The following is a 23,255-nucleotide window of genomic DNA, read 5'->3' as shown; positions in this document are numbered from 1 at the left end:
GTTCGCTACACTTGATGGCGGTGGCGCTGGTTTTTGGAAGAGTAGTGGCCAGAAGCAAGGGAAACCGGGACAAAGCAAACGGGACAAAGCAAATCGGGACAGAGCGGCAGGCTGCTCTATCCCGTTATTTATTGCGAAGCGTTCAAGGAAGGAGGAAGGAAGAAGACGCGGCGTCAAGCGATCGTAAGTCCGCCGTCGACCGGGATGACTTGACCCGTGATCCAGCTTGCCTCCGGATCGGCGAGGTGAACGATCCAGCGCGCCACGTCGTCCGGCACGCCTCTGCGTCCGAGCGGAATGGCTTGAACCTCCTGCTCCTTGACCGCGGCGATCTGTTCGTCGGAGAGTCCCATGCGTTCGCGAAGGAAGTCCGATTCGACCGGTCCGGATGCAATCGCGTTGACGCGAATGCCCTTCGGGGCGAGCTCGAGCGCCCAGCAGCGCGTCAGTTGTTCCATGGCTGCCTTGCTCGCCGAATAAAGCGACAGTCCCGCACCCGCCTTGCTTCCGAAGGTACTGGAGATGTTGATGATCGTGCCCTTGGACGCCTCCAGATACGGAAGAGCGGCGGCGGCAAGCAGCGTGGGCGCAGTGACATTCACGGCGAAAATATCATTGATCGCCTGCGCGTTCGCGGTCGCGAGCGGCTGGATGGCGCCGCTGCCGGCATTGTTGATTACGATATCGAGGCGGCCCCAGCGCTCGATGGCAGCGGCGACCGTCCGGGCAGCCGCCTCCGGATCGGAGGCATCCGCAGTAAAGCCTTCGATGTCCGGATGGCTGGCGGCAATCTTATCCAGCACGTTCGTTCTGCGTCCGGTAATGAGCACCTTCGCTCCCTTGGAAGCGAGCAGTTGAGCCGCGGCCAGTCCGATACCGGCGCCGCCGCCCGTGATAATAGCAACCTTGTCTGTGTACGTCATAACTAACATCTCCTTTAAAGGTTATCGAATGAGTTCCCTGAATGCGGTAAGCTTTGGCTTAAATTATCTAGTTAATAATTAATTGATTAATCAAAAGTCAAGTGATGCCCTTTCTCGAAGGGGCATCGGACTAGGGGCTAAAACAACTTTTTCAACAGACCTTTCAGCTGTGCTTGTTCCTGATCGGTAAGCTTCTCGCCGACGGTTCGTGCGATCGTCTCCTCATAGACAGGCCAGACGTCGGATATCAGCTGATGACCTGCGGGCGTTAGACGGACCAGGATTCTTCTCCTGTTCGTAGGATCGAATTCCCGTAGAATCCGGCCTGAATTCTCCAACGAATTCAACAAGTTGCTGATATTCGCTCTCGTTACCGCAAGATCGTCGCTGAGTTCGGAGGGAAGCATTGCTCTGCTGCCGGAGCGGAGGGCCACCAGCAGGCACCATCGGCCGAGCGTCAGATCGAAGCTTGCCAGCTGCTCTTCTAATTGTTGGACCAGATGATGATTGGTCTTATACAAACTTAGAAACACATCGACCGATAGGACGGGTCGTTCGAACGGGCTCCATTTCTCGGTCATAAAACCTCCTAGGTCGCGAAGCTGAGAATCGCGGTGGATGTAGGTTGAAAACACACAGTTAATTAATTAACTATTCGAAGATTAACAGCAAGACGAGGTCTTGTCAAGCGGTCGTTTGAACCGATGCACGAAGGTACTTGCCGCGAGCCATCAGTCGCCATCGTTGTCGAATGTTTGATTTTGTGAAAACCGTCATGGTAAGTTTAAGATGGCATTTTTTCTCCGAAGGTCCGGAGCGGGTAAGCAGCGCTGAGCGGAAGATGGAATGCATGCAGAACAATATAGAAGGAAGACACTCATGGAGAGAAATCGAGGACCTATGCATACAACCGCCGACAAGGAAGACGCCTATGGAAGAAGATGGAGTCCCGTTGTTTGGAAATGGCTTTTCGGATTGAAGTTTGCGTTTGATCTCGCTTTGACGGGTATTTTTTATTTTGAACATTCGATATCGTTTTTCTGGAGACTTAGCTTCGTACTCTTCTCGTTAGCGGCATTCCTGTTCGTCGGTTTCGTCTACTTCGATTGGAACAAGAGGCAAAATTGGCTGTTTCACCTGCTGATCATCGATTTCCTGGTGTCCGCTTCGTACGGTTACGTTTATATCGGGGGGGATTTCCCCAATCATCTCTTTATCGGAATTACGGCTTTAGCCATATTCATGTTCGTGAAGAAGACCCGGACGCTCATCCTGACTTGTTTGCTGCTGCTGGTCCTATACGTGGTCACGATGGGCGGCATCGATTGGTACGTATACCGGGACTTTGACGAAGTCGGTTATTTTACGACCGGTTCGTTTATTGTTTTCGCCGGTATCGTTAGCGCATTGGTGAATTTCTATCGGGGCGCGCGCCAACATACGATGGAGTTGTACGCGGAATTGATGGCCTCCCATGCAAAGCTGCAGGAGTACGCGCTCCAGACGGAGGAATGGGGAGCAGCCAAGGAAAGGGTGCGGATCGCGCGGGACATTCACGACAGCGCAGGCCATAAACTGACGGCTTTGCTGGTTCAGATGCAGGCGGCGCGCAAGCTGAGCCAGGTGGATGCGGAGCGAAGCGCGCAAACTTATTTGGCGTGCGAGCAATTAATCCGCGATTCGCTGCAAGAGATTCGGCTCTCGGTCAGGGCGATTCGGGATGAACCGGTCAAGACCGCCTCCTTGGGCGATCGGCTTGAACAGCTGGCCCGGGAATTCAGCAAATGGGCCGAGGTGCAGACGACGGTCGAGGTGGACGGAACGCCGGTCGCCCTGCCGGGCGAGCTTCAATTGACCGCCTATCGGATCGCGCAGGAATCGCTTACGAATGCCCAGAAACACGGACACGCCAGAACGGCGGAGATCCAGCTCGCCTATTCCGAGCGCGGATTTTCGCTGCGCATCCGCAATGACGGCGAGGTGCCTGCCGCATTCAAGCCGGGGTTCGGCATTATTAATTTGCAAGAACGAGTCAGAGAGTGGAACGGGGAAGTGCAGGTTGGGGCGGATCGGCGAAGGGGCTTTGCCGTTGAAGTCAATTTCCCGTATTCCGTGGCGGAAATGGAGCGGTAAGCAATTGAAAATTCTAATCGTTGACGATCAACGGCTTATGCGAGAGGGACTCGCCACCATCATCGGCTTGGAAGCGGGCATGGAAGTCATCGGTACGGCAGTGGACGGAAGGGATGCTTATTCCCAAGCGCTCGAGAAGCGGCCGGACGTGGTGCTGATGGACATTCGAATGCCGGGGATGGACGGCGTGGAAGGAGCCGAGCTCATTCTCAAGCACGCGCCGGACACGAAGGTGTTGATTCTGACCACGTTCGATGACGCGGAGCTTATCTTGAACGTGTTGGAGAAAGGCGTCCATGGCTATCTATTGAAGGATCTGCCGGCGGAGGCGATCGTAAGCGCGATCCATACGGTGTACAACGGAGGCACCGTGCTCCAACCCGAGATAACGGAAGTGCTGATGCGGGAAATGAAAAAAATGTCGGAATGGAATCCGGATAAGGCGCGTCTAGCAAGCACGGAAGCGCCAGAAGGATTAACGGCGCTGACCGACCGGGAGCGAGAAATCCTTTCCTTGTTGGGACAAGGGTTCAACAACAAGGATATTGCGGAATCGCTGTCGATAACGGAAGGCACGGCGAAGAACCATGTTTCCAATCTGATCGCGAAGCTTGGGCTGCGCGACAGAACGCAAGCCGCGTTATTCGCGGTTCGTTTTTCGATCTGAGTTTCGAGTTCGATCTGAGATTCGTTCTTCTCATCCGATGCAGCAGGCATTACTTTTGGCATAGGGCATGATCTCGATCATGACGAATGCCCGGAAGTAGTGCCTTTTTTGGCGTGAACTCATGACGTTCACCAGATTTGCTCCCCTGCGTTCTTTGTTAAGATCAAAGAGCAAAGAAACGAGGAGGACGAGCACCAGAAACCTCCGGCAAGGCCATAATCGCAAAAGGAGAGTGGACGTAATGACGGAGAACAAAACCAGCTTCAAGCTGCGGATCGTGACGGTGTCTCTGCTCGCTGTGCTTGTCGTCGGATCTTTTTTTGAAATCAACTGCTTCCTGAATTATTAAGCATCTTAAATGATTAAGAATCTTGAACCATTAAGAAAGACATACGCAACCTAATCGATTCCGCAGAGGTGAAGGGGAATGAAACTGAATCTGAAGCGTTATGCGCTGCCCGTCGGCTTGGCGGCCGTGATCTTGTATGCCGCGTATGCTCCGTCCCATGAGCGCGGGACCGCGGAGGCGTCGGGATTACGAACGCAGCTTGATCAAATTACCGGCACGAACTTCAAGACCGCGATATTTGCGGGAGGCTGTTTTTGGAGCGAGGAAGAGCCTTTCGAACGGTTGGACGGCGTGCTGAGCGTCGTCACGGGATATACGGGCGGACATACGGCCGATCCTACTTACGCCAAAGTGTCTTCCGGCAGAACGGGACATCTCGAAGCGGTGCAGGTGCGATACGACCCGAATCGGATTACGTACGACGAGCTGCTCCAGGTGTTCTGGCGCAACACGGACCCGACCGACGCGGAAGGTCAATTCGGCGACCGCGGCACGGAGTACCGTTCGGCTATCTTCTACGGCAGCGACGAGCAGCGAGCTTCGGCGGAAGCATCGAAAGCGGCGCTGGCCGCGCAAGGCAAATTCGCCAAACCGCTCGTGACGGGCATTTTGCCCGCCGCGACGTTCTATAAAGCCGAGGATCAGCATCAGGATTTCTACAAGACGAATCCGGCCGGCTTCCAAAGCAACCTCATCGGCTCCGGCCGGGATGCCTATCTGAATCGCGTATGGGGAGAGGATCGCATCGTGAAAAAACTTGAAAGCAAGTATGCGGATATCGACAAAGCGGCAAGGCTGAAATCGTTGACGGCGCTTCAGTACGACGTCACGCAGCATAACAGGGACGAGCAGCCGTTCCATAACGAATACTGGGATAACAAGAAAGCGGGCATCTACGTCGATATCGTGTCGGGCGAGCCGCTGTTCAGCTCGAAGGACCAATTCGACGCGGGCACGGGGTGGGCGAGCTTTACGAGACCGCTCGAGCCGAGCAATATCGTGTACCGCGAGGCCGGCGGGATGTTCGCTTCCGCCTCGTCCACGACGCAGGTGAGAAGCCGATACGCGGACTCCTTCCTCGGCGACGTGTATAATGACGGACCCGAGCCGACGGGACTGCGGTTCTGCACGAATTCAGCGTCCTTGCGGTTTATCCCTGCCGATCAGCTTGAACGGCAAGGGTACGGCGAATATGCCAAGAGCTTTCAGGAGGATGGACAATCATGAGAAACGAATTTGTATTCGAGCTGCTGGACAGCCGGCTTGACGTCCTGCTTCGATTGTTCGGGGAGTGCCCGGAAGACAAGCGCCGCGTGATTCCCGAGGGGTTTAATAACCATCTTCACTGGCATGTCGGGCATGTGCTCACGGTAACCGAGTTCCATGTATTCGGTCTCTCGAATCAACCGAAGGTGCTTCCGGAACGGTATCAGGCGTTGTTCGCGTACGGCACGAAGCCCGCGGACTGGCAGGAGGAACCGCCTGCGTGGGAGCTCTTGATCGCGCAGCTGCAAGAACAGCGGTTCATGATTCGCGAATCCCAGCAGGACAAGCTGGACCTGCCCGTGAAGCCGAACTTTCTCAAAGCGGAAACGGTCGACGAGCTGATCGTCTCCACGGTGCTGCATATGCTTCAACACATAGGCGTCGTCTCCGCGATACTGAAGGTTTTGAAATCGTCCTAAGTCCTTCTCGTACGAGAAAACAAGGTTTGTTCGCGCCAGGAATAATGTGGTAGAGTGGAGCGAACGGACCGATAAGGATCTTAGGCGATGGGAGTCATTTCGATATGATAGCAGCAGCGATCTTAGTAGGCATTGTCGCTTTGGAGCACTTGTATATTCTGATTCTGGAGATGTTCTTCTGGACCGCTCCCCGCACGATGCAGCGGTTTGGAACGTCGGCCGACTTCGCGCGGGCATCCAAGTCCCTTGCCGCCAACCAAGGATTATACAACGGATTTTTGGCGGCCGGGCTCGTATGGGGATTGGTTCACCCGCAGTCGGGCACGGGCTATCAGATTCAGGCGTTCTTTCTCGTCTGCGTAATCGCCGCCGCCCTCTTCGGAGGACTGACCGCCCAGCGTTCCATTCTCTATATTCAGGGGGTTCCCGCCTTGGCGGCGCTGATCGCCGTCATGATCGCTTGGCAATGAAACACAAGAAAACGGCAGCCGATAAAGCTGCCGTTTTCTCGTTGAACGCAATAGGACTGCCGGCAATACCGAGCTAGTTCCCCGCTCTAGGTTTGGCAGGATCGCAATCCGGACGGGGGATGCCGGCGGCAGCCTGAGAGAGTTTGGTCAAATAATAGCACTCCTCCCGATACATATGATCGGGGATTAACTGCGTTAACGTTCCCAGCAGCTCTTTGGTTGCCGTGAGTTCTTCGATTTCGGTCAAAAATTTCATGAAGAGAAGCATGATCGTGTTCGCTTCCTGGTTAAACCGGCGCAAAGCAGGGAAATCCGTCAGGTTCGTGCGCATATACCCCGCAAGCTCGATCGCTTTGAGATAACAGTTTTGAAAGTAGAGCTCGAATTCCCCGCTCTTGTCTTTCCAATTCCGCTCGATTGCATCAAAATCGCCCGACAAAATGCCCGCGTGGCCGACCGCATCCTGAAGCCATAATAAATGCTGGTGGATTGCCGGTCCCGGAGGAGGAAGCTGGCCGCGGCTCAGTGCCGCGAATACGCGCATCGCCTCCTCGAGCTCATTGACCATGTGACTCAGGAAGGTCGGGGCCAAGCCAATGACGATATTTCCTGTCAGCGATCTTTCCAGCAAGTGGAGTTTATAGGCGCGAAGCTGCGAGATCCAAGGATCGACGGCTTGAAGCAAGGCAGCAATGCCTTCGCGATTCAAGTTCTGCCGCGCGGAAGACAAGAGTTGATCGAAGGCTTGAACGAACTGCTGCGCACGCGCGATTTCCACGGCTTCGCCCGGAGCCAGCGCATCGCGGATAAACCTCGCATGATCGCCGAATACCTGCAGCCAGAATCGGAGTTCGAAGCGCGCGCCATCCTCAAAGCTCATATCGGCAGCTCCCCTTTTCAGATGACATTTCCGTCCACTATCCACCCTATGTCCGCGAGTCTAGTCCTAGTCCGATGCCTAAACAACGGCGGCTTAACCGGAAGGTTAGTTTCCGGTCTGCCGTGTATGCTAACGGGATGTGCTTTTGCGACGATTTATGGCTTAATAAGGGAGGGAATAGTTCACGAATAGAAGGGGGATGCCCATTTGAAGGCAATGAGGTTTTGGCGAAGATCGATCTTTGTGCGGCTTGTTCTAACCTTTCTGATCATTATGGTGCCGCTGTACGGCATCGGAATCAGCATGTACAAGTGGGGCGTAACCGCGATCAAGAGAGAAATCCTCAATACGAAGGCCGCTCAGATGTCCTACTATCTGGATAAGCTCGAACAGGAGATTCAGCGGCTCAAGCTGGTACAGTCGGATACGCTTTACAACGACGATATTAACCGGCTGGCCAACGGCGATCCGTTCATGGACAATTACGAACGCGGCTACTATCTGAACAAGCTGCAGCAGCGGTTGAGCGCGATCAAGAACGGCAGCAATTACATCGAAAATGTAACCGCATACATTCCGTCAATCGGGCGGACGGTTCCCGCGGAAGGCAGCATAGGAGACTTCCAAAGCGCGGATTCGTTACGGATGACGGCCTTCGATAATTCAACGCCTTCCCAGCTTATCTACAGCGAGCAGCAGCTTGTCCTTAACGCGTACTTCCCGCCCAACTATAGCAAGAAAAGCCCGCAGCCTTTATATGCGGTGCAGATCAAGCTATCCCTCCCTCAATTCAAGCAATCCCTGCAGCAATTCAATCTGAACGAGAACAGCGGATCATTCCTTATGGATGCTCGCAAGCAGCTGTTGATATCGGACAACCAGGTGACGCCGACGCAGGAACGAATCCGCTCGCTCGCGGGCACTTCCGATAGCGGCAGCGGTTCGATCCGAGTGAAGGGAGAGCATTACCTGTATATTTACCATCCGTCGGCCTACCTCGGTCTCACGTTGGTCAGCTATATTCCGGAGAGCACGCTGTTTGCCGGACTCGGGAAATACGAATTCTCCTTCTGGCTCCTTTCGATTGCCGTTCTCTTGATTATTATTCTATTCTCGCTGGCGATTCTTCGCTTTATCCGGATGCCGCTTCACACTTTGATGAGAGGGTTCAGGCGGCTTGAGAACGGCGATATGGAGTTCGCGATCGGCCATCGTTTCGAAGACGAGTTCGGTTTTATCTACGACCGTTTCAATTCGATGCTCGGGCGGCTGCGGTCGCTGATCGACCAGAACTACAAGCAGACCATCATGGTTCAACGGGCGGAGCTGAAGCAGCTGCAAACCCAGATCAATCCGCATTTTCTCTATAACAGCTTCTTCATCCTGTACACGATGACGAGGCGCGGCGAGTACGAGCAGTTAATGAAATTCCAGCTGCAGCTGGGCGAGTATTTTCAATTCGTCACGCGAAATGCATCCGACGAGGTGACGCTGGAGCAGGAAGTGAGCCACGCGCGAACCTATTGCGACATCCAGTCCATCCGATTCTCCAACCGCATCCGGGTGGCGTTCGAGGAGCTGCCGCCGGCCTACGCTCAGGAGAAGGTGCCGCGATTGATATTGCAGCCCATTCTGGAGAATGCCTTCGAAACATGGCCTGGAGAATTTGGAGGAGAACGGATTGCTGCAGGTCCGGTTTGCTCCGGAGCAGGACGGATTGCGGATTGAAATCGCGAACAACGGCGCGCCGATGACGGACGAGCAGCTCCGAAGCTTCGAGTCCGATCGGGAATCGAGCGAAGAGGCGGAAGTCACGGGCTTGATCAACATCCACCGGCGGATCCGGCTGCTTCTCGGCGAGCGGAGCGGGCTCAGCCTTGCAAGCGGTCCGTTCGGCGTCGTCGTCACGATTCGGCTGACAACCATTTGAACGATGAAGGAGAATCCGATGTATACACTTCTGATTGTCGACGATGAACCGATTATCGCGGACGGCTTGTATGAAGAATTCAAGGCATGCGGCCAGTGGGAACTGGACGTGCATCGCGTCTATTCCGGCAAGGCGGCGCTCGAGCTGTTAGGCCGGATGAAAGTCGATCTGATCCTATCGGACATTCGCATGCCCGGCCTGGACGGAATCGGCCTGCTTCACCATGTGAAGAACAGCTGGCCCTCGTGCCGCGTGATTTTTCTCACCGGATACAAGGAGTTCGACTATGCGCACCGCGCCATGGAGTACGGTGCAGTCCGTTATATTCTGAAGACGGAAGGATACGGCAAAGTCATGGAGGCCGTAGAGCAGACCATAGCGGAGATCGAGCGGTCGCTTCGAGCCGAAGCGCTGATCGCCGAGGCGCGGGAAAGGCTTCGCGCGCTGAACGAGATGACGCTCCAGGACCTGCTGGGCTTCGCGCTGAACGGAGAGATGGAGGCCGGTCCAGAGATTGCCGAAGAGCTGTTACGGCTCGGCATGCCGATTGATCCCCATGAGCCGATCTGGATGGCCGTCTGCCGCTTCGACGCGTTATTCCCCCCGGTCCCATCCGGATATATGGCCAGGAAGGCAGCCGTGGAGACGATCCGCCTTATTGCCGAGCAGTATTTCTCGCCGCTCGTGGAAAGCGTGATGACCGCATCCGGTTCCCATCTCATGGTCTGGCTCCTGCAGATGAAGCCGGCAAGCGATAGGACGGATAACTCCGTCCAGCGTAACGAGCAGATCGGATTGTTCATTCGCGAGACGCTCGAGACCATTCAGCGGGCAGCCAAGGAGACGACGGGGCGAACGGTTTCGTTTGCGGTCCGCACGGAGACGCTGCAGTGGGCGGAGATGTCGGGCGTCCATCAATCGCTCGCCCTCCTGCTTGATTCCCGGTTCGGCGCGGGGACGGAGATGCTTCGCACCGATAAGCAGGAGGCGCGGTCCCAGGATATCGTCGCCAAAGTCAAAGTTTTCATCGATGCGCATCTGCATGACGATATTTCGCTCGTGCGGCTGGCGGATCTCGTTCATTTCAACCCCACCTATCTATCTCGCTTCTTCAAGCAGCAGACAGGTTTGAACCTGTCCGAATTCATCCAGACGGTCCGGCTGGAACGGGCCAAGCAGCTGCTGGCCGACTCCGAGAACCGCATCAACGATATCGCGGCATCGCTCGGATATGGTTCGGCTTCGAACTTTGCCCGGTCCTTCAAGAAGCTGACGGGTCTCGCCCCGCAAGAATTCAGGGATGCCTGCCGCAGGTAAACAAATGAATCGGGCGTAAAGAAATGATGGTATGAAAGCGCTTCAGCAATTTCTATAATGGAAACACAGCGGCCACTGTAAAAAAACGATAAAAGGGGAACATGCATGGAAAAGAAAGCTTTGAGCACGAAAGCATCCCTGATTTCCGTCCTGGCGATAGCGATTCTCGTTCTATCGGCCTGCGGAGATAACGCTGCAACGAACAACGCCAACGATAATTCCGCCAAAGCAAGCAATACTTCGAATGACAACAAAGGGGAAGCGACCGTCTCGAATACAGAAGATGCGAAGGGCATCTATAATCCTCCGATTACGGTGACATCGGTCATGGGCTTGAGCGATCAAGTGCAGAAAGCCGTCACGATCAAACCGGACGTCGTGGACGACAATATATGGACGCGCAGCTACGAGAAGGAGCTGGGCATCAAGGTGAAATACCTCTGGACGGTTCCGGGCGTGCAGATGGAACAGAAGATGAACGTGGCGATCTCCGCCAACGATCTGCCGGATATTATTCCGGCCAACCCGCGCCAATTCAAGATGCTGGTCGACAGCGGCGTAGCCATGGATCTGACGAAGCTGTTCGACGAGAACGCCTCCGAGTTCACGAAGCAAATGATGGACGCCGACAAACAAATCGGCATCGATCAGGCTACCGTGGATGGCAAGCTGATGGGTCTTCCGGCAGTGAACGGCGCGATCGACGGCGCATCGATGATATGGATCCGGGCGGATTGGCTGAAGAATCTCGGCCTCGAGCCTCCGAAGTCGATCGACGACGTCATGGCGATCGCCGAGGCGTTCACGAAGAACGACCCGGATCAGAACGGCGCCGACGATACTTACGGACTGGGGCTCGTGAAGGACCTGTTCGGCGGATTCGCCGGACTCGACGGTTTCTTCGAAGGCAATCATGCGTACGCGAACGGCTGGATCGATGACGGGTCGGGCAATCTCGTGTTCGGCGGCATTCAGCCCGAAGTCAAGAGCGCGCTCGCCAAAGTGGCGGAGATGTACAAGAACGGCTATATCGACAAGGAATTCTCCGTCAAGGATTCCGCGAAGGTCGCCGAGTCGGTAACGGCCGGCAAGGTCGGCATGCAATTCGGCCAGCATTGGAATCCGTTCTACCCGCTGCAGGATTCGAAGAACAAGGATCCGAAAGCGGATTGGCAGGCATTCCCGATCGTCTCCGTGGACGGCGAATCCGCCAAGCCGATGATTAACGGTTCCGCGAGCACGTTCTACGTCGTGAACAAGAATATGAAGAATCCGGAAGCGGCGATCAAGCTGTACAACTATTTCTACGCCAAAGACCCTGCGCTCAGCCCGGATTTCGATCCCATCTATCACGGCAAGAACGGGGAGCAGGAAACCAAGCCGGATCAGAACTTCTCGCTGGCTACGATGACGTCGTTCTACCCGCAGCAGAACTTGTTCATTCATCAGAACGTGAACAAGTACTTCAACGACAAGGATCAATCGGTCAAGGAAAATTACTGGGTCAAGGATAACGTGGAACAGATCGAGCAGTACAAAGCCGGCGACAACAAGCTGTGGAGCGCCTTCGCCTGGTCCGGTCCGGAGAACAGCGCGTTCAACGTCATCGACTTCTACGAGAAGGGCAGCCTCTTCCTGCAGAACGGTTACATCAAAGCCGATACGGAGTCGGCGACGCAAAAGGGAGCGACGCTCAGCCAAATGCGCGCCGAAACGTTCACGAAAATCATCATGGGCAAAGCGCCGGTCGACGAGTTCGACGCTTACGTGACGAAGTGGAAGAAGCTCGGCGGGGACGATATCACCAAGGAAGTAAACGCAGCTAAGTAAGATACGGCAGCTAAGGTTCAGCAGCCAATCAAGGCTATACAGCCTAGTCAGTTAACGCAGCTAAGCAAGTCAGCGGCAAAGGAGCCGGTTGGAAGGAGGCGAGCCTTCCTTCAACCGGCGATTACTTGAACAAGGAGTGTAAGGGGAATGGCGATTAGACCAAGCGCTGCCCGAACCGGCGGTTCTACCAAACGCGCGCGCGCCGCGGCGAAGCTCAAGCAGCAGCTTCCGATGCACCTCATGCTGCTTCCCTGTATCGTGCTGGTCGCGATCTTCAGCTACTATCCGATGGCGGGTATTCTGATCGCGTTTCAGAACTATAATCCGACGAAAGGGTTCTTCCATTCCAAATTCGTCGGCCTCGAGAACTTTGACTACGTCTATGCCATGCCGGAGACGATGCAGGTGCTGTGGAATACGATCTTTATCGCCTTGCTGAAGATCGTATTCGGGCTCGTCGTCCCTGTCGTATTTGCGATATTGCTGGATATGGTTCGGCGCAGCTTCGTGAAGCGTTCCATCCAGACGTTGATCTATATTCCGCACTTCTTGTCTTGGGTCATCCTGTCGGGCATCCTGATCGATATCTTGTCCCCGACCGACGGCATCATCAGCTTCATGCTGAAGGGCCTAGGCATCGAACCGGTGTTTTTCCTGGCCAACGAGAAGCTGTTTCCCTATATCCTGGTCGTGACGGATGTCTGGAAGGAGTTCGGGTACGGAACGATAATCTACCTGGCGGCGATCACGTCGATTAACACCATCCTCTACGAGGCGGCGATCATGGACGGCGCCAGCCGGTTTCGCCAAGTGCTGCATGTCACCATTCCGGGCATTATGCCCATCGTCGTCCTGATGGCGACGCTTAGTCTCGGCAATGTGCTGAACGCGGGCTTCGAGCAAGTATTCAACCTGTACAGCCCTGTCGTATACAAGACCGGCGACATCCTGGATACGTTCGTTTACCGGATCGGATTGCTGAACAGCCAATATGGCGTTGCTACGGCGGTCGGACTGTTCAAGTCGGTCGTGTCGTTTATCTTCATCGTCACGGGCTACAAGCTTGCCTCCAAATTCGCGGGCTATCGCATATTCTGACAAAGGGGCGGACATCATGCATCACCGATCGTTTGGCGGCAAACTATTCGAAGGCTTCAACTATGTATTCCTTGTCGCCTGTGCGCTGCTGTGCATTTTCCCGATTATCCACGTCTTTGCCGTATCCTTCAGCAGCAGCACGGCGGCGGCTTCCGGTCAGGTAACGCTTTGGCCGGTCGGATTCAACCTCAGTTCGTACAAATACGCGCTGAACAATCCGCAGTTTCTCGCCTCCTTCCTGGTGACGTTGAAGCGGGTCGCGCTCGGCGTGTCCGTCAATATGCTGCTAACGATATTCGCGGCTTATCCGTTATCCAAGGAGCGCGGCGATCTGTTTGGCCGGAACGTGTATTCATGGTACCTGTTCATCACGATCATCTTCAGCGGGGGGCTCATTCCCTGGTACATGACGGTTAATCAGCTTGGCCTGATGGATTCCGTATGGGCGCTCATTCTGCCGGGCGCGCTCCCCGTATTCAACGTCCTCATCCTGCTGAACTTCTTCCGTCAGCTCCCGAAGGAAATCGGCGAATCCGCCTTCATCGACGGAGCGGGTCATTGGTCCATTCTGGGCCGGATTTATCTGCCGCTCTCCAAGCCGGCGCTCGCGACGTTGGTGCTCTTCACCTGCGTCGGGCATTGGAACTCGTGGTTCGACGGCCTGATTCTGATGAGCTCGCCGCACCATTACCCGCTGCAATCCTATCTGCAGACCATCATCGTCAATCGCGACATGTCGCTGTTCACGACCGCTTCGCAAGAAGAGCTCAAAGCGCTGTCCCAGGTGTCCGACCGAACGTTGAAGTCCGCGCAGATTTTCATTGCGGCCGCCCCGATTCTGGCCGTCTACCCGTTCCTGCAGAAGTATTTCATGAAAGGTATTGTCATGGGCAGCGTGAAGGGTTAATCTCAACTTGGAAATCATTGCTTCTCGTACACATACATCGATCAGGAGGGCTTCGCATGAAGAATTCGAATCGCTATGATGTAGCGGCGTATGTCTGGCCGGCTTATACGGGCGACGAACCGAGAACCAGAATGTTTTGGCCGGAAGGAATCGGGGAGTGGCAGTCCGTCAAGAACGCGGTGAAGAAATTTCCGGAACACGATTGGCCGAGGAAGCCGCTGTGGGGCTATGTCAATGAAGCGGATCCGTATGTAATGGAGATGCAGATCGATGCCGCGGCAGACCACGGCGTCAATGTGTTCATCTATGACTGGTACTGGTACGACAGGCGTCCGTTCTTGGAGCAATGCCTAAACGACGGATACTTAAAGGCGCGAAATAACGACAGGGTTAAATTTTACTTGATGTGGGCGAATCACGACGTTAATCATACGTGGGATATTCGGCTTTCCCATATGCAGGATACGGTCATTTGGGATGCGTCGGTGGACCGCCCCGAGTTCGAGCGGATCGCCAACCGGTTGATTACCGAATACTTCAAGCATCCTTCCTACTATACGATCGACGACAAGCCCGTATTTATGATTTACGACCTGGCGAATCTGATGAAGGGTCTGGGCGGAGCGGCCGCGACGAGAGAAGCGCTCGATTGGTTCCGCAGCCGGGCGGTCGAGGAAGGGCTTCCGGGTCTTCATCTGCAGCTGACGATGTGGAGCGAGATGAACTTCAATCTGAGCGGCGTCGACGGCGGCAAGGAAGCGACTACCGGCGAGGTGGTCTCGCTGCTGGGCTTCGACAGCATGTCCCACTATCAGTTCGTGCATTTTGCCGATATCGATCGCGACTATGAGGAGATCATGAAGGACGTCGTTCAGGAATGGGAGCGCATCGACCAAACCTACGACATTCCGTATTACCCGCATATTTCCATCGGCTGGGATAACAATCCGAGATTCCAGCAGTTCCGTCCAGGCATCGTCAAGCAGAACACGCCGGAGAAGGTGCGGAAGGCGCTTCAATTGGCCAAGGAGTATGCGGACAAGCATCCGGAACAGCGCCCGCTCATCACCATTAACAGCTGGAACGAATGGACGGAAACCAGCTATCTTCAACCGGATGATTTGTATGGTTATGGCTACCTCGAGGCAGTGAAGCAAACCTTCAAGGATTAATGGGGCAAAGCATCCGATGGAATAGAATAATGCAGTATCTTAAAGCTTGATCATGAACGGTTCCGAGGGTTATCCAGACGAATGCTGCATGTACAACCTCGGTTGTACGCGCAAACCAATCGTCTATCCCTCGGGGCCTTTTTCGTGCAGGGCGGGTTTTCCAAGACGCAAACGCTAGTAACCGCTTTCATCTCATTGTAGAATGGATGAGACTGGCGGACAGCCGCTATCGCCTACACCGACGCAAGGGAGAATGCGCATGGACAGGTCCCGGCCGAATAAAAAGTATATCCCGTTTACATACAAGATGATGATTCCTTATCTCGTCCTTGTCCTCCTGACGGACATGCTGGTTGGCTATATCGCCTACACGATGCTCATTCAATCCAGGACGGAGATGGCGGAGACGAACGTCCGGACCGCATTGAAGCAGACCATGAGCAATATCCATTACCAGACCGACGAGATCGAGCGCATGACCAATTCGCTGTTCCTGAATACGACCTTTCAGAACGCGCTTCAGTTCAGGGGGCAGCCCTTGGAGAACATGCTCAAGATGAGGGACGATATCGTTCCTTACATGAAGGCTCCGCTGCAGCTGTACGGCAACAAGCTGAGATTGGTGCTCTATTCTCTCAATGAGACGATGCTTGATATCACTGGCGACGAGATGTCGGAACCGATCGGCAGAAGCGATTATTACGTGCTGTCCGAGCAGGCTATCGAAGGGCAGGAATGGTTCAAGTCCATCGTGGCGGGCAACGAAGACAGCGTGTGGCTTCAAGCGGACACCGATCGGGAGCTGAGCAATATCTCCTATTTCCGGAAGCTCGTTTCTTCCAATGTGGGTCCTGCCGTCATCGGCTATATTCGCGTCACGGCGAGGATCGACGAGCTGTTCGGGAATTTCAGTTCGTTTCCGATCGAGCAGGGTATCGACCTTCGTTTGATCGACAGGGCTTCGGGGCTCAAGATGTACGAACAGGGCAAGGTGAACGAACAAGCGAAAGCAGGCTCGTATCTCGTCATAAGCGAGGAGCTTCCGTTATCCGACTACGTCATCGAAGTAAGGGTGCCGCACACGTATTTGTACAAAGACGCGAGCAGGATGCAGTTCGCGATCACGGCCGTTTGTTCCATCAGCTTCGCGGTAATGGCGTTTATCGGGTTCCTGGTGGCCCGTCTGTCCGGCAAGAAGATCAAGCGCATCGTGTACTTGGTCCGCTCGTTTCAGGAAGGGAATTTCTATAAACGAATCGGGTTTTCCGGGAACGACGAGTTCGTCTACATATCCAATTCGTTCAACCAGATGGCGACGAGCATCCAGGAACTGATTCGCAACGTGTACGAGCAGGGCATTCAGAAGAAACAGGCCGAGCTGGATGTGCTTCAAGCCCAGATCAGCCCGCATTTCCTGTATAATACGCTGTCCACGATCGGCAGTCTCGCCAATATGGGGGAAGCGGAGAAGGTAACGAGCATGGTGCAGGGCCTTGCGAAATTTTACAGGCTGACGCTGAACGAAGGTCAGGTGTATATCTCGCTCGAGGACGAGCTGGAGCAGGTGAAGATGTATCTGGAAATCCAACGGGTCAAATACGCGGACGCTTTCGAGGTGCATTACGATATCGACCCTGGGATTCTGCAGGTTCCCATCATCAAGCTGATCCTGCAGCCGTTCGTGGAGAATATCTTCAAGCACGCCTGGTTCGGGGAGACGATCGCGATCATTATTACGGGCAAGCGATTCGGCGACCGCATCGAGCTCAAAGTCATCGATAACGGAATCGGCATGCGCCCGGATACGATCAGAAACATGCGGTTAAGCACGTTCCGTTCGGACGGCTACGGGCTGAAGAACGTGGAAGAACGAATCAAGCTGCGATACGGCAATGACTTCGGCATTCAGATCGGCAGTTATTTCGGCGCGGGAACGACCGTTCAAATCATCCTGCCGGTCGATAATGAAGAGATCCGGGAAGTCCAGGGCGCGTAGGGGGAACTAGACATGGAGATTAACGTTCTGTTGGTGGACGACGAAGCCGTCGATTTGGAATGGTTGAGGCGCCGAGTGGCAGGCAGCGGGCATTTGCCCTTGCATAGCGTGCGAACGGCAGCGAGCGGATTCGCCGCATTGAAAATGATGGAGCAGCATCGGATCGACATCATTCTCTCCGATATCCGAATGCCGATTATGTCGGGCATGGAATTCGCGCGAAAAGCGAAGGAGATGAATCCCGAGGTCCATATTCTCTTTATTAGCGGCCTCCAGGATTTCCACTATGCCCAAGAGGCGATTCAGTTGAACGCGTCGGGGTATTTGCTGAAGCCCGTCAATAACGGAGAGCTGAACCGAATGCTGACCGAGCTCTGCGATAAGATCGAGCAGGAGCGCAAGCAGCATATCTCCTTGTCGGAGACGCTTACGCTCGTTAATCAGGAGCTGCTGCTGCGCTGGTTTAACGAGGCCGCTCCCGGGCATGCCGAGAAGCATATTCAGGGTTTCCTCGCACCGTATTTGCAGAGCGGTTCGGCGGTCGCCGTCATCGAGATCGACGACATGGCGTGGAAGATCCAGTCCTGGACGCAGGAAGAGCAGCGGATATGGACCGCCCGCGCCAGTCAGTTTATTCGGACATTTGCCCACGATCGTCATGCGGGTATGGTCATCACGACCTACGACTATCGATTCGTCGTCTTGGCTGCCGTTCAGGAGCCCTATTTCGCGCCCTTGCTTGAAGAGCTGATCGGGGCGTTCAATCAGGCGTTCTCCTTCTCGCTTACGATCGGCAGCGGGATGTACGCGACCGAGCTCGACAAGCTGCACGACTCTTACCGTCAGGCGCAGGCCGCGCTGAGCATCAAATGGATCGTAGGGAAGAATCGGCTCATTCAAGATGCCTCGGAGTGGCATCCCCAAGAGAAAATCGCTTCGGACGTCGAGGAAGTCGTCGACAGGATGCTTAAGGCCATGCTCGACTACGACCTGACGACTATCGATGATTGCTTGCTGCAGCTGTTTGCCGGGCAAGGCCTGGTCTCCCGGAAGAACGACATCTACGAGATCATCATTCGCATGACCTCGAAGCTTCATGCGGACCTGCGGCAAATGAACGAGCATTTGTACGACATCTTGAACTGGGATTCCCATCAACCGTTCGTGCTGTTCCAGTTCGAGACGATGCACGATATTCTCTCGTGGCTGAGAAGAAGGTTCTTCGAGCTGTCGGAGCTGCTGTACCTGAAGCGGCAGCGGCAGAAGCGGAAGCTGATCGATGCGATCACGGAATACGTGAAAGAACGATTGGAGCACAAAATCACGCTGAACGAAATCGCCGCGCATTTCGACTTTACGCCCAACTATCTCGGTCAGCTGTTCAAGGCCGAGACCAACAGCCTGTTCAGCGATTTTCTCAATGAGCTGCGGATGAAGCGGGTATGCGAGCTGCTCGGCGATCCGACGAAGAAGGTATACGAGATCGCGGAGCAAGCGGGCTACAAGAACATTATCTATTTCAATCGGCAGTTCAAGCAGCATATGGGCATGTCGCCCGGCGAGTACCGGAAGAGAAACAAGATTTAAATGCATTTATTTGCGGGGCTCATGTTCTGAACGGAGAACATGGGCTTCTTTTATTGCGCGGAATCGTTGAATTAGTATTAGGTTTAGTTGAATCGCTGAATTACCTCGCCGCAGCCTGCCTTTTATAATGAGAGATATAGAGAAGAGAGGCGATCCCAGATGAATAGACATCCGTTTTGGAACGATTTGAAAAGGTATAGGGTCATCCTGCTCATGCTGACGCCGGCGGTCCTGTTTTATGTCCTGTTCGCTTATATCCCGATGGCCGGCATTATTATCGCGTTCAAGCATTACGACTACGCCGGAGGCATATTCGGGAGCGCTTGGAACGGGCTCGACAACTTCCGCTTTTTCTTCGAATCGGGGGATGCCTGGCGCGTAACGAGAAACACGGCGTTGTATAATATCGCGTTCATCGTCGTCAATAATGCGCTGCAAATCGCGGCGGCGATCGTCTTGTTCGAGGTCGGCGGCAAGTGGTTCCGCAAAATCGCCCAATCGGCGATGTTTCTGCCTTACTTCATCTCGTGGGTCGTTGTCGGCGCGATCGCCTATAACCTCTTGAATTACGATATCGGCACCGTGAACGCGCTGCTCCGGGGCCTCGGACTCGAGCCGGTCGATATTTACAATACGCCTGCCTATTGGCCGTATATTCTCGTCCTCGTCTCCGCTTGGAAAGGTCTCGGGTACGGAACGGTCATGTACCTCGCCGCGATCGCGGGCATTGATACCGAGATGTACGAAGCGGCGGAAATCGACGGCGCCAACATATTCCAACGAGTCGCGAAGGTGACGATACCCAACCTGTATCCCACGGTGATCATTCTGGTGCTGCTGGCGGTCGGGAACATTTTCCGGGGCGATTTCGGGATGTTCTACAACATGATCGGCAATAACGGCCTGTTATTCTCGGCGACGGATGTCATTGACACGTTCGTATTCAGATCGCTTATCACGTCGAATGATATCGGCATGTCCGCCGCGGCCGGGATGTTCCAGTCCGTGCTTGGCTTCGCGACGATCATGGCCGTGAACTACTCGGTTCGCCGATACGACAAGGACCGCGCGTTGTTTTAAGGCTCGCAAGGATTCAGGAGTTCCCATAATGGAGGTCACGGTATGAAGCAGCTCGATCGTAAACTGTTCGCGGGTATCGGTTATGTGTATGTCGTTCTTCTCGCGATTCTATGCGTCATTCCGTTTGTGCTTGTCGTATCGTCATCCCTTACGGAAGAAACCAAAATCACGTTGGACGGCTATCAATTCCTGCCGACGGCGTTTTCCACGGAAGCCTACAGCATCTTGTTCAAGTATCCCGACGAGATGATCCACGCGTATACGGTGACCATAGGCGTGACGTTAGCGGGCACGCTGCTCGGCTTGTTTCTGACTTCGATGACCGCTTATGCGCTGTCCAGAAAGGACTTCAAGTGGCGCAATCAATTCTCGTTCTTCTTCTTCTTTACGACGCTGTTCAGCGGTGGACTAGTTCCGTGGTACCTGCTGATCGTGAATTATCTTCATCTCAAAGACACCCCGCTGGCCCTGGTGATTCCGATGGTGCTCAACGTTTTCTACATCATCGTCATGAAGTCGTTCATGGGCAGCATTCCGGAAGCGATCGTCGAATCGGCCAAGATCGACGGCGCCGGCGATTTCCTGATTTACGCCCGCCTCATCCTGCCGCTGTCCAAGCCGGCGCTCGCCACGATCGGATTGTTCCTTGCCCTGGCCTACTGGAACGACTGGTATAACGCGCTGCTCTTCGTTTCCGACGACAAGCTGATGCCGCTGCAATACTACTTGTACAAAATGCTCGGCAATATGGACGGCATGCGAAAAGCGATGATGGGCGCGGGAGCGGTCGTAACCACGTCGATTCCGACCGAGAGCTTGAAGATGGCGATGACGGTCGTGGCTACCGGCCCGATTCTGTTAGCCTATCCGTTCGTTCAGCGATATTTCGTGCAAGGGCTGACGATCGGCGCCGTGAAAGGGTGAACCCGGGCCTGCCCGGTTTATCGATACATTCCATTACCTAGGGGGAAGGCTCGAAATGCTGAAGAGAACCAGATGGATGATGATGCTTACGCTCGTTTTAACCTTCGTCATGGTGTTGAGCGCATGCGGCAGCAACGAAAACAAGAATGCCAATGCGCCTGCCGACGCTGCAGACAATGCAACGAAGACCGACAACGCAGCGAAGGCGGATAACGAAGGAAACGGCGCCGCGAACGCCGGGAACGCCGCAGGCACCGCGGACGCAGGCCTCGATACATCCAAAGAAGTGAAGCTGAAAATGGTCTTCGTTGGCCCTAAGCCTGTCGACTATGATTCCGTTTTCGCCGAGATCAATAAGAAGCTGAAGGAAAAGATCAACGCGACGGTCGAGGGCGAGTTTCTGGACTGGTCGGAATGGGCGCAGAAATACCCGCTTAAGCTGGCGGCGGACGAAGATTTCGATCTGATCTACTCGGCGAACTGGGCCGGCTACAACGACCAGGCGCTCAAGGGCGGATTCTTGGAATTGACGGACGAGATGCTTGCCAAATATATGCCGAAAACATGGGCAGCCATGCCGAAGGTAAGCTGGGATCAAGCGAAAGTGAGCGGCAAGCTGTACATGGTTCCGCAGAATAACGGGGAATCCGTAGAGAAGCTTATTTTGTATCGCGAGGATTTGCGCAAGAAATACAACCTCCCTGCCATCGACAGCCCCGAAGCGTATGCAACGTATTTGAAGACGGTCGCGCAGAACGAGAAAGGCATTACGCCCTTCACGCCGGAAACGGGAGATTGGAAATATCACAACCTGGACCGCGTCTTGCTGAAGCAGCAGAACGAGTGGAACATGTTCGACCTGGACCTCCCGTTTGCGTTCAAGCTATCGGACGCGCAAGGGAAAGTGTTTAACGTCTACCAGACGCAGGAGTTCAAGGATCTGCTCGTCTACTATAAAGACCTCGCGGATCACAATGCCTGGTCGAAGAACGTGCTGAACAGCAAGAACGACCATCAGGCGGACTTCAAAGCCGGCAAGACGGCATCGATTACGCACAACAACGGAACGCTTGGGGCCCTTATGGCGTTGATGCGCCAGGAAAACTCTCCTTATGAAGTCGCGCTGGCCGATATTAACCAAGGCAAGAAAAAATCGGTCGCGATCTCGACGCAGAACGGGACGTCGATTCATGCGAATTCCAAAAACGTCGAGCGCTCCATGATGTTTATCGATCTCATGCAAAACGATAAAGAGCTGCACGACTTGATGATGTACGGCATCAACGGCGTGCACTACGAACCGGTGGGCGACGACAAATACAAGGCGCTCGACAAGAATCCGAACTTCACGGGGTTCTCGAACTGGAACTTCAACTCGCCGCTGAACCTTCAGAACGAAGCCTTCCCGACGGAAGCATCCGACCTGGCGAAGGGCTGGGAAGCGAACGTGTACCACTATCCGCTGGAGACGTTCGTATTCGACAACAGCAAAGTGAAAACCGAAATCGCGAACGTCGGCAACGTGATGCTCCGTTATGCGATTCCGCTGGAATACGGCGTGATCAAAGACATCGATAAAGGCGTCGTAGATTTGAATAAGCAGCTGGCAGCGGCAGGCGTCGATAAGATTCAAGCCGAATTGCAAACGCAAATCGATGCGTTCCTGGCGAAACAGTAGAACACGCGCGAGCTTTCCGGATGTCCGGGAAGCTTGCTTTTTGATTCAGAGGCAGAAGAAGACTCTTACCATATAGACGCATAAGAAATATGTCAAATTTTACAACTTGCAAGTCAATCCGCCAACATGGTATATTCTAATTCCGACCGAGACGGACACGTCGAAACGGTGATCGAAATCGAAACAAGTTTGAAAATAAAGCTTGCCAAACGATTTCGAAATATGATATATTCTAATTCCGGCCGAGAGGCTGGGGAGAAATGCGAAACAATTTGTTCCTTGAAAACTGAACAATGAGCGACCTGTCAAAAGGTCTTAAATCGCGAAATTAACGTTTCGCAAGCTAGTATTTTGAATGAGCTAACAAGCGAATTCATACAATGGCTTCGGCCACTTTTATGGAGAGTTTGATCCTGGCTCAGGACGAACGCTGGCGGCGTGCCTAATACATGCAAGTCGAGCGGAGTTATTCCTTCGGGAGTGGCTTAGCGGCGGACGGGTGAGTAACACGTAGGCAACCTGCCTGGAAGACCGGGATAACATTCGGAAACGAATGCTAATACCGGATACGCAGTCACCTCGCATGGGGAGACTGGGAAAGACGGCGCAAGCTGTCACTTGCAGATGGG

General features: G+C 54.3%; 20 protein-coding genes and 1 rRNA gene. 18 read left to right on the top strand and 3 right to left on the bottom strand.

The window, feature by feature from the left end:
- Positions 1-173: 173 nt before the first annotated feature.
- The gene (locus GT003_RS30805; protein WP_204798995.1) at positions 174-923 is read right to left on the bottom strand and encodes an SDR family NAD(P)-dependent oxidoreductase; all 750 of its coding nucleotides are present in this window, start codon (positions 921-923) and stop codon (positions 174-176) included.
- A gap of 137 nt (positions 924-1,060) precedes the next feature.
- Positions 1,061-1,504, bottom strand: coding sequence for a MarR family winged helix-turn-helix transcriptional regulator (locus tag GT003_RS30800; protein ID WP_161705294.1), 444 nt, complete (start codon positions 1,502-1,504; stop codon positions 1,061-1,063).
- A gap of 298 nt (positions 1,505-1,802) precedes the next feature.
- Between GT003_RS30800 and GT003_RS30795 the strand changes: the two genes are divergently transcribed.
- The 5 genes from GT003_RS30795 (at position 1,803) to GT003_RS30775 (ending at position 6,227) form a co-directional block, all read left to right on the top strand.
- Positions 1,803-3,056: a sensor histidine kinase gene (locus tag GT003_RS30795; RefSeq protein ID WP_239566175.1), complete on the top strand. Its 1,254-nt coding sequence runs from the start codon at positions 1,803-1,805 to the stop codon at positions 3,054-3,056.
- A 4-nt stretch (positions 3,057-3,060) separates the two neighbouring features.
- Positions 3,061-3,723 (top strand): response regulator, encoded by a 663-nt coding sequence (locus GT003_RS30790; protein WP_161705291.1) that lies wholly within the window; start codon positions 3,061-3,063, stop codon positions 3,721-3,723.
- A 427-nt stretch (positions 3,724-4,150) separates the two neighbouring features.
- Positions 4,151-5,299: a peptide-methionine (S)-S-oxide reductase MsrA gene (msrA, locus tag GT003_RS30785; protein ID WP_161705288.1), complete on the top strand. Its 1,149-nt coding sequence runs from the start codon at positions 4,151-4,153 to the stop codon at positions 5,297-5,299.
- On the top strand, positions 5,296-5,757 hold the full coding sequence (locus GT003_RS30780) for a DinB family protein (RefSeq protein ID WP_161705286.1): 462 nt from the start codon (positions 5,296-5,298) through the stop codon (positions 5,755-5,757). Before msrA ends, GT003_RS30780 begins: the two co-directional genes overlap by 4 nt.
- 104 nt (positions 5,758-5,861) lie before the next feature.
- Complete coding sequence (locus tag GT003_RS30775) at positions 5,862-6,227, top strand: DUF1304 domain-containing protein (RefSeq protein ID WP_161705283.1); 366 nt, start codon at positions 5,862-5,864, stop codon at positions 6,225-6,227.
- Positions 6,228-6,300: 73 nt separating this feature from the next.
- On the opposite strand, the gene GT003_RS30770 is transcribed toward GT003_RS30775, so the two are convergent.
- Positions 6,301-7,107: a DUF2935 domain-containing protein gene (locus tag GT003_RS30770; protein WP_161705280.1), complete on the bottom strand. Its 807-nt coding sequence runs from the start codon at positions 7,105-7,107 to the stop codon at positions 6,301-6,303.
- A 216-nt stretch (positions 7,108-7,323) separates the two neighbouring features.
- Between GT003_RS30770 and GT003_RS30765 the strand changes: the two genes are divergently transcribed.
- The 13 genes from GT003_RS30765 to GT003_RS30705 form a co-directional block, all read left to right on the top strand.
- Complete coding sequence (locus GT003_RS30765) at positions 7,324-8,835, top strand: sensor histidine kinase (RefSeq protein ID WP_239566178.1); 1,512 nt, start codon at positions 7,324-7,326, stop codon at positions 8,833-8,835.
- Positions 8,825-9,037 carry a sensor histidine kinase gene (locus tag GT003_RS30760; protein WP_161705275.1) on the top strand — a complete coding sequence of 71 codons (213 nt, stop codon included), beginning with the start codon at positions 8,825-8,827 and terminating at the stop codon, positions 9,035-9,037. Before GT003_RS30765 ends, GT003_RS30760 begins: the two co-directional genes overlap by 11 nt.
- Positions 9,038-9,055: 18 nt before the next feature.
- Positions 9,056-10,354 (top strand): response regulator transcription factor, encoded by a 1,299-nt coding sequence (locus GT003_RS30755; RefSeq protein WP_161705272.1) that lies wholly within the window; start codon positions 9,056-9,058, stop codon positions 10,352-10,354.
- Positions 10,355-10,459: 105 nt separating this feature from the next.
- Positions 10,460-12,184, top strand: coding sequence for an extracellular solute-binding protein (locus GT003_RS30750; RefSeq protein ID WP_161705269.1), 1,725 nt, complete (start codon positions 10,460-10,462; stop codon positions 12,182-12,184).
- A 147-nt stretch (positions 12,185-12,331) separates the two neighbouring features.
- Positions 12,332-13,282 (top strand): ABC transporter permease, encoded by a 951-nt coding sequence (locus GT003_RS30745; RefSeq protein ID WP_161705267.1) that lies wholly within the window; start codon positions 12,332-12,334, stop codon positions 13,280-13,282.
- 16 nt (positions 13,283-13,298) lie between these two features.
- The gene (locus tag GT003_RS30740; RefSeq protein ID WP_161705265.1) at positions 13,299-14,189 is read left to right on the top strand and encodes a carbohydrate ABC transporter permease; all 891 of its coding nucleotides are present in this window, start codon (positions 13,299-13,301) and stop codon (positions 14,187-14,189) included.
- 56 nt (positions 14,190-14,245) lie between these two features.
- The gene (locus GT003_RS30735; RefSeq protein ID WP_161705262.1) at positions 14,246-15,361 is read left to right on the top strand and encodes a glycosyltransferase WbsX family protein; all 1,116 of its coding nucleotides are present in this window, start codon (positions 14,246-14,248) and stop codon (positions 15,359-15,361) included.
- Between the two features lie 259 nt (positions 15,362-15,620).
- Positions 15,621-17,357, top strand: coding sequence for a sensor histidine kinase (locus GT003_RS30730; RefSeq protein WP_161705259.1), 1,737 nt, complete (start codon positions 15,621-15,623; stop codon positions 17,355-17,357).
- Between the two features lie 12 nt (positions 17,358-17,369).
- On the top strand, positions 17,370-18,944 hold the full coding sequence (locus tag GT003_RS30725) for a response regulator (protein WP_161705255.1): 1,575 nt from the start codon (positions 17,370-17,372) through the stop codon (positions 18,942-18,944).
- A gap of 159 nt (positions 18,945-19,103) precedes the next feature.
- Positions 19,104-20,024, top strand: coding sequence for an ABC transporter permease (locus GT003_RS30720; RefSeq protein ID WP_161705253.1), 921 nt, complete (start codon positions 19,104-19,106; stop codon positions 20,022-20,024).
- Positions 20,025-20,066: 42 nt separating this feature from the next.
- On the top strand, positions 20,067-20,948 hold the full coding sequence (locus GT003_RS30715) for a carbohydrate ABC transporter permease (RefSeq protein WP_161705251.1): 882 nt from the start codon (positions 20,067-20,069) through the stop codon (positions 20,946-20,948).
- Positions 20,949-21,003: 55 nt separating this feature from the next.
- Positions 21,004-22,626 carry an ABC transporter substrate-binding protein gene (locus tag GT003_RS30710; protein ID WP_161705248.1) on the top strand — a complete coding sequence of 541 codons (1,623 nt, stop codon included), beginning with the start codon at positions 21,004-21,006 and terminating at the stop codon, positions 22,624-22,626.
- Positions 22,627-23,021: 395 nt separating this feature from the next.
- Positions 23,022-23,255, top strand: a 16S ribosomal RNA gene (locus tag GT003_RS30705); the annotation flags it as partial.

Source organism: Paenibacillus sacheonensis (assembly GCF_009909195.1).
Classification (GTDB): Bacteria; Bacillota; Bacilli; order Paenibacillales; family Paenibacillaceae; genus Paenibacillus_Z; species Paenibacillus_Z sacheonensis.
This window is presented reverse-complemented; position numbering and strand designations above follow the sequence as displayed.

Excerpts from the sequence above, each read along its gene's own strand:
- GT003_RS30805 (WP_204798995.1), bottom strand. The coding sequence starts at position 923 with ATGACGTACACAGACAAGGTTGCTATTATCACGGGCGGCGGCGCCGGT.
- GT003_RS30715 (WP_161705251.1), top strand. The coding sequence starts at position 20,067 with ATGAAGCAGCTCGATCGTAAACTGTTCGCGGGTATCGGTTATGTGTAT.
- GT003_RS30755 (WP_161705272.1), top strand. The coding sequence starts at position 9,056 with ATGTATACACTTCTGATTGTCGACGATGAACCGATTATCGCGGACGGC.
- GT003_RS30745 (WP_161705267.1), top strand. The coding sequence starts at position 12,332 with ATGGCGATTAGACCAAGCGCTGCCCGAACCGGCGGTTCTACCAAACGC.
- GT003_RS30730 (WP_161705259.1), top strand. The coding sequence starts at position 15,621 with ATGGACAGGTCCCGGCCGAATAAAAAGTATATCCCGTTTACATACAAG.
- GT003_RS30800 (WP_161705294.1), bottom strand. The coding sequence starts at position 1,504 with ATGACCGAGAAATGGAGCCCGTTCGAACGACCCGTCCTATCGGTCGAT.
- GT003_RS30725 (WP_161705255.1), top strand. The coding sequence starts at position 17,370 with ATGGAGATTAACGTTCTGTTGGTGGACGACGAAGCCGTCGATTTGGAA.
- GT003_RS30750 (WP_161705269.1), top strand. The coding sequence starts at position 10,460 with ATGGAAAAGAAAGCTTTGAGCACGAAAGCATCCCTGATTTCCGTCCTG.
- GT003_RS30780 (WP_161705286.1), top strand. The coding sequence starts at position 5,296 with ATGAGAAACGAATTTGTATTCGAGCTGCTGGACAGCCGGCTTGACGTC.
- GT003_RS30770 (WP_161705280.1), bottom strand. The coding sequence starts at position 7,107 with ATGAGCTTTGAGGATGGCGCGCGCTTCGAACTCCGATTCTGGCTGCAG.
- GT003_RS30735 (WP_161705262.1), top strand. The coding sequence starts at position 14,246 with ATGAAGAATTCGAATCGCTATGATGTAGCGGCGTATGTCTGGCCGGCT.
- GT003_RS30775 (WP_161705283.1), top strand. The coding sequence starts at position 5,862 with ATGATAGCAGCAGCGATCTTAGTAGGCATTGTCGCTTTGGAGCACTTG.
- GT003_RS30740 (WP_161705265.1), top strand. The coding sequence starts at position 13,299 with ATGCATCACCGATCGTTTGGCGGCAAACTATTCGAAGGCTTCAACTAT.
- GT003_RS30795 (WP_239566175.1), top strand. The coding sequence starts at position 1,803 with ATGGAGAGAAATCGAGGACCTATGCATACAACCGCCGACAAGGAAGAC.
- GT003_RS30710 (WP_161705248.1), top strand. The coding sequence starts at position 21,004 with ATGCTGAAGAGAACCAGATGGATGATGATGCTTACGCTCGTTTTAACC.
- msrA (WP_161705288.1), top strand. The coding sequence starts at position 4,151 with ATGAAACTGAATCTGAAGCGTTATGCGCTGCCCGTCGGCTTGGCGGCC.
- GT003_RS30720 (WP_161705253.1), top strand. The coding sequence starts at position 19,104 with ATGAATAGACATCCGTTTTGGAACGATTTGAAAAGGTATAGGGTCATC.
- GT003_RS30765 (WP_239566178.1), top strand. The coding sequence starts at position 7,324 with ATGAGGTTTTGGCGAAGATCGATCTTTGTGCGGCTTGTTCTAACCTTT.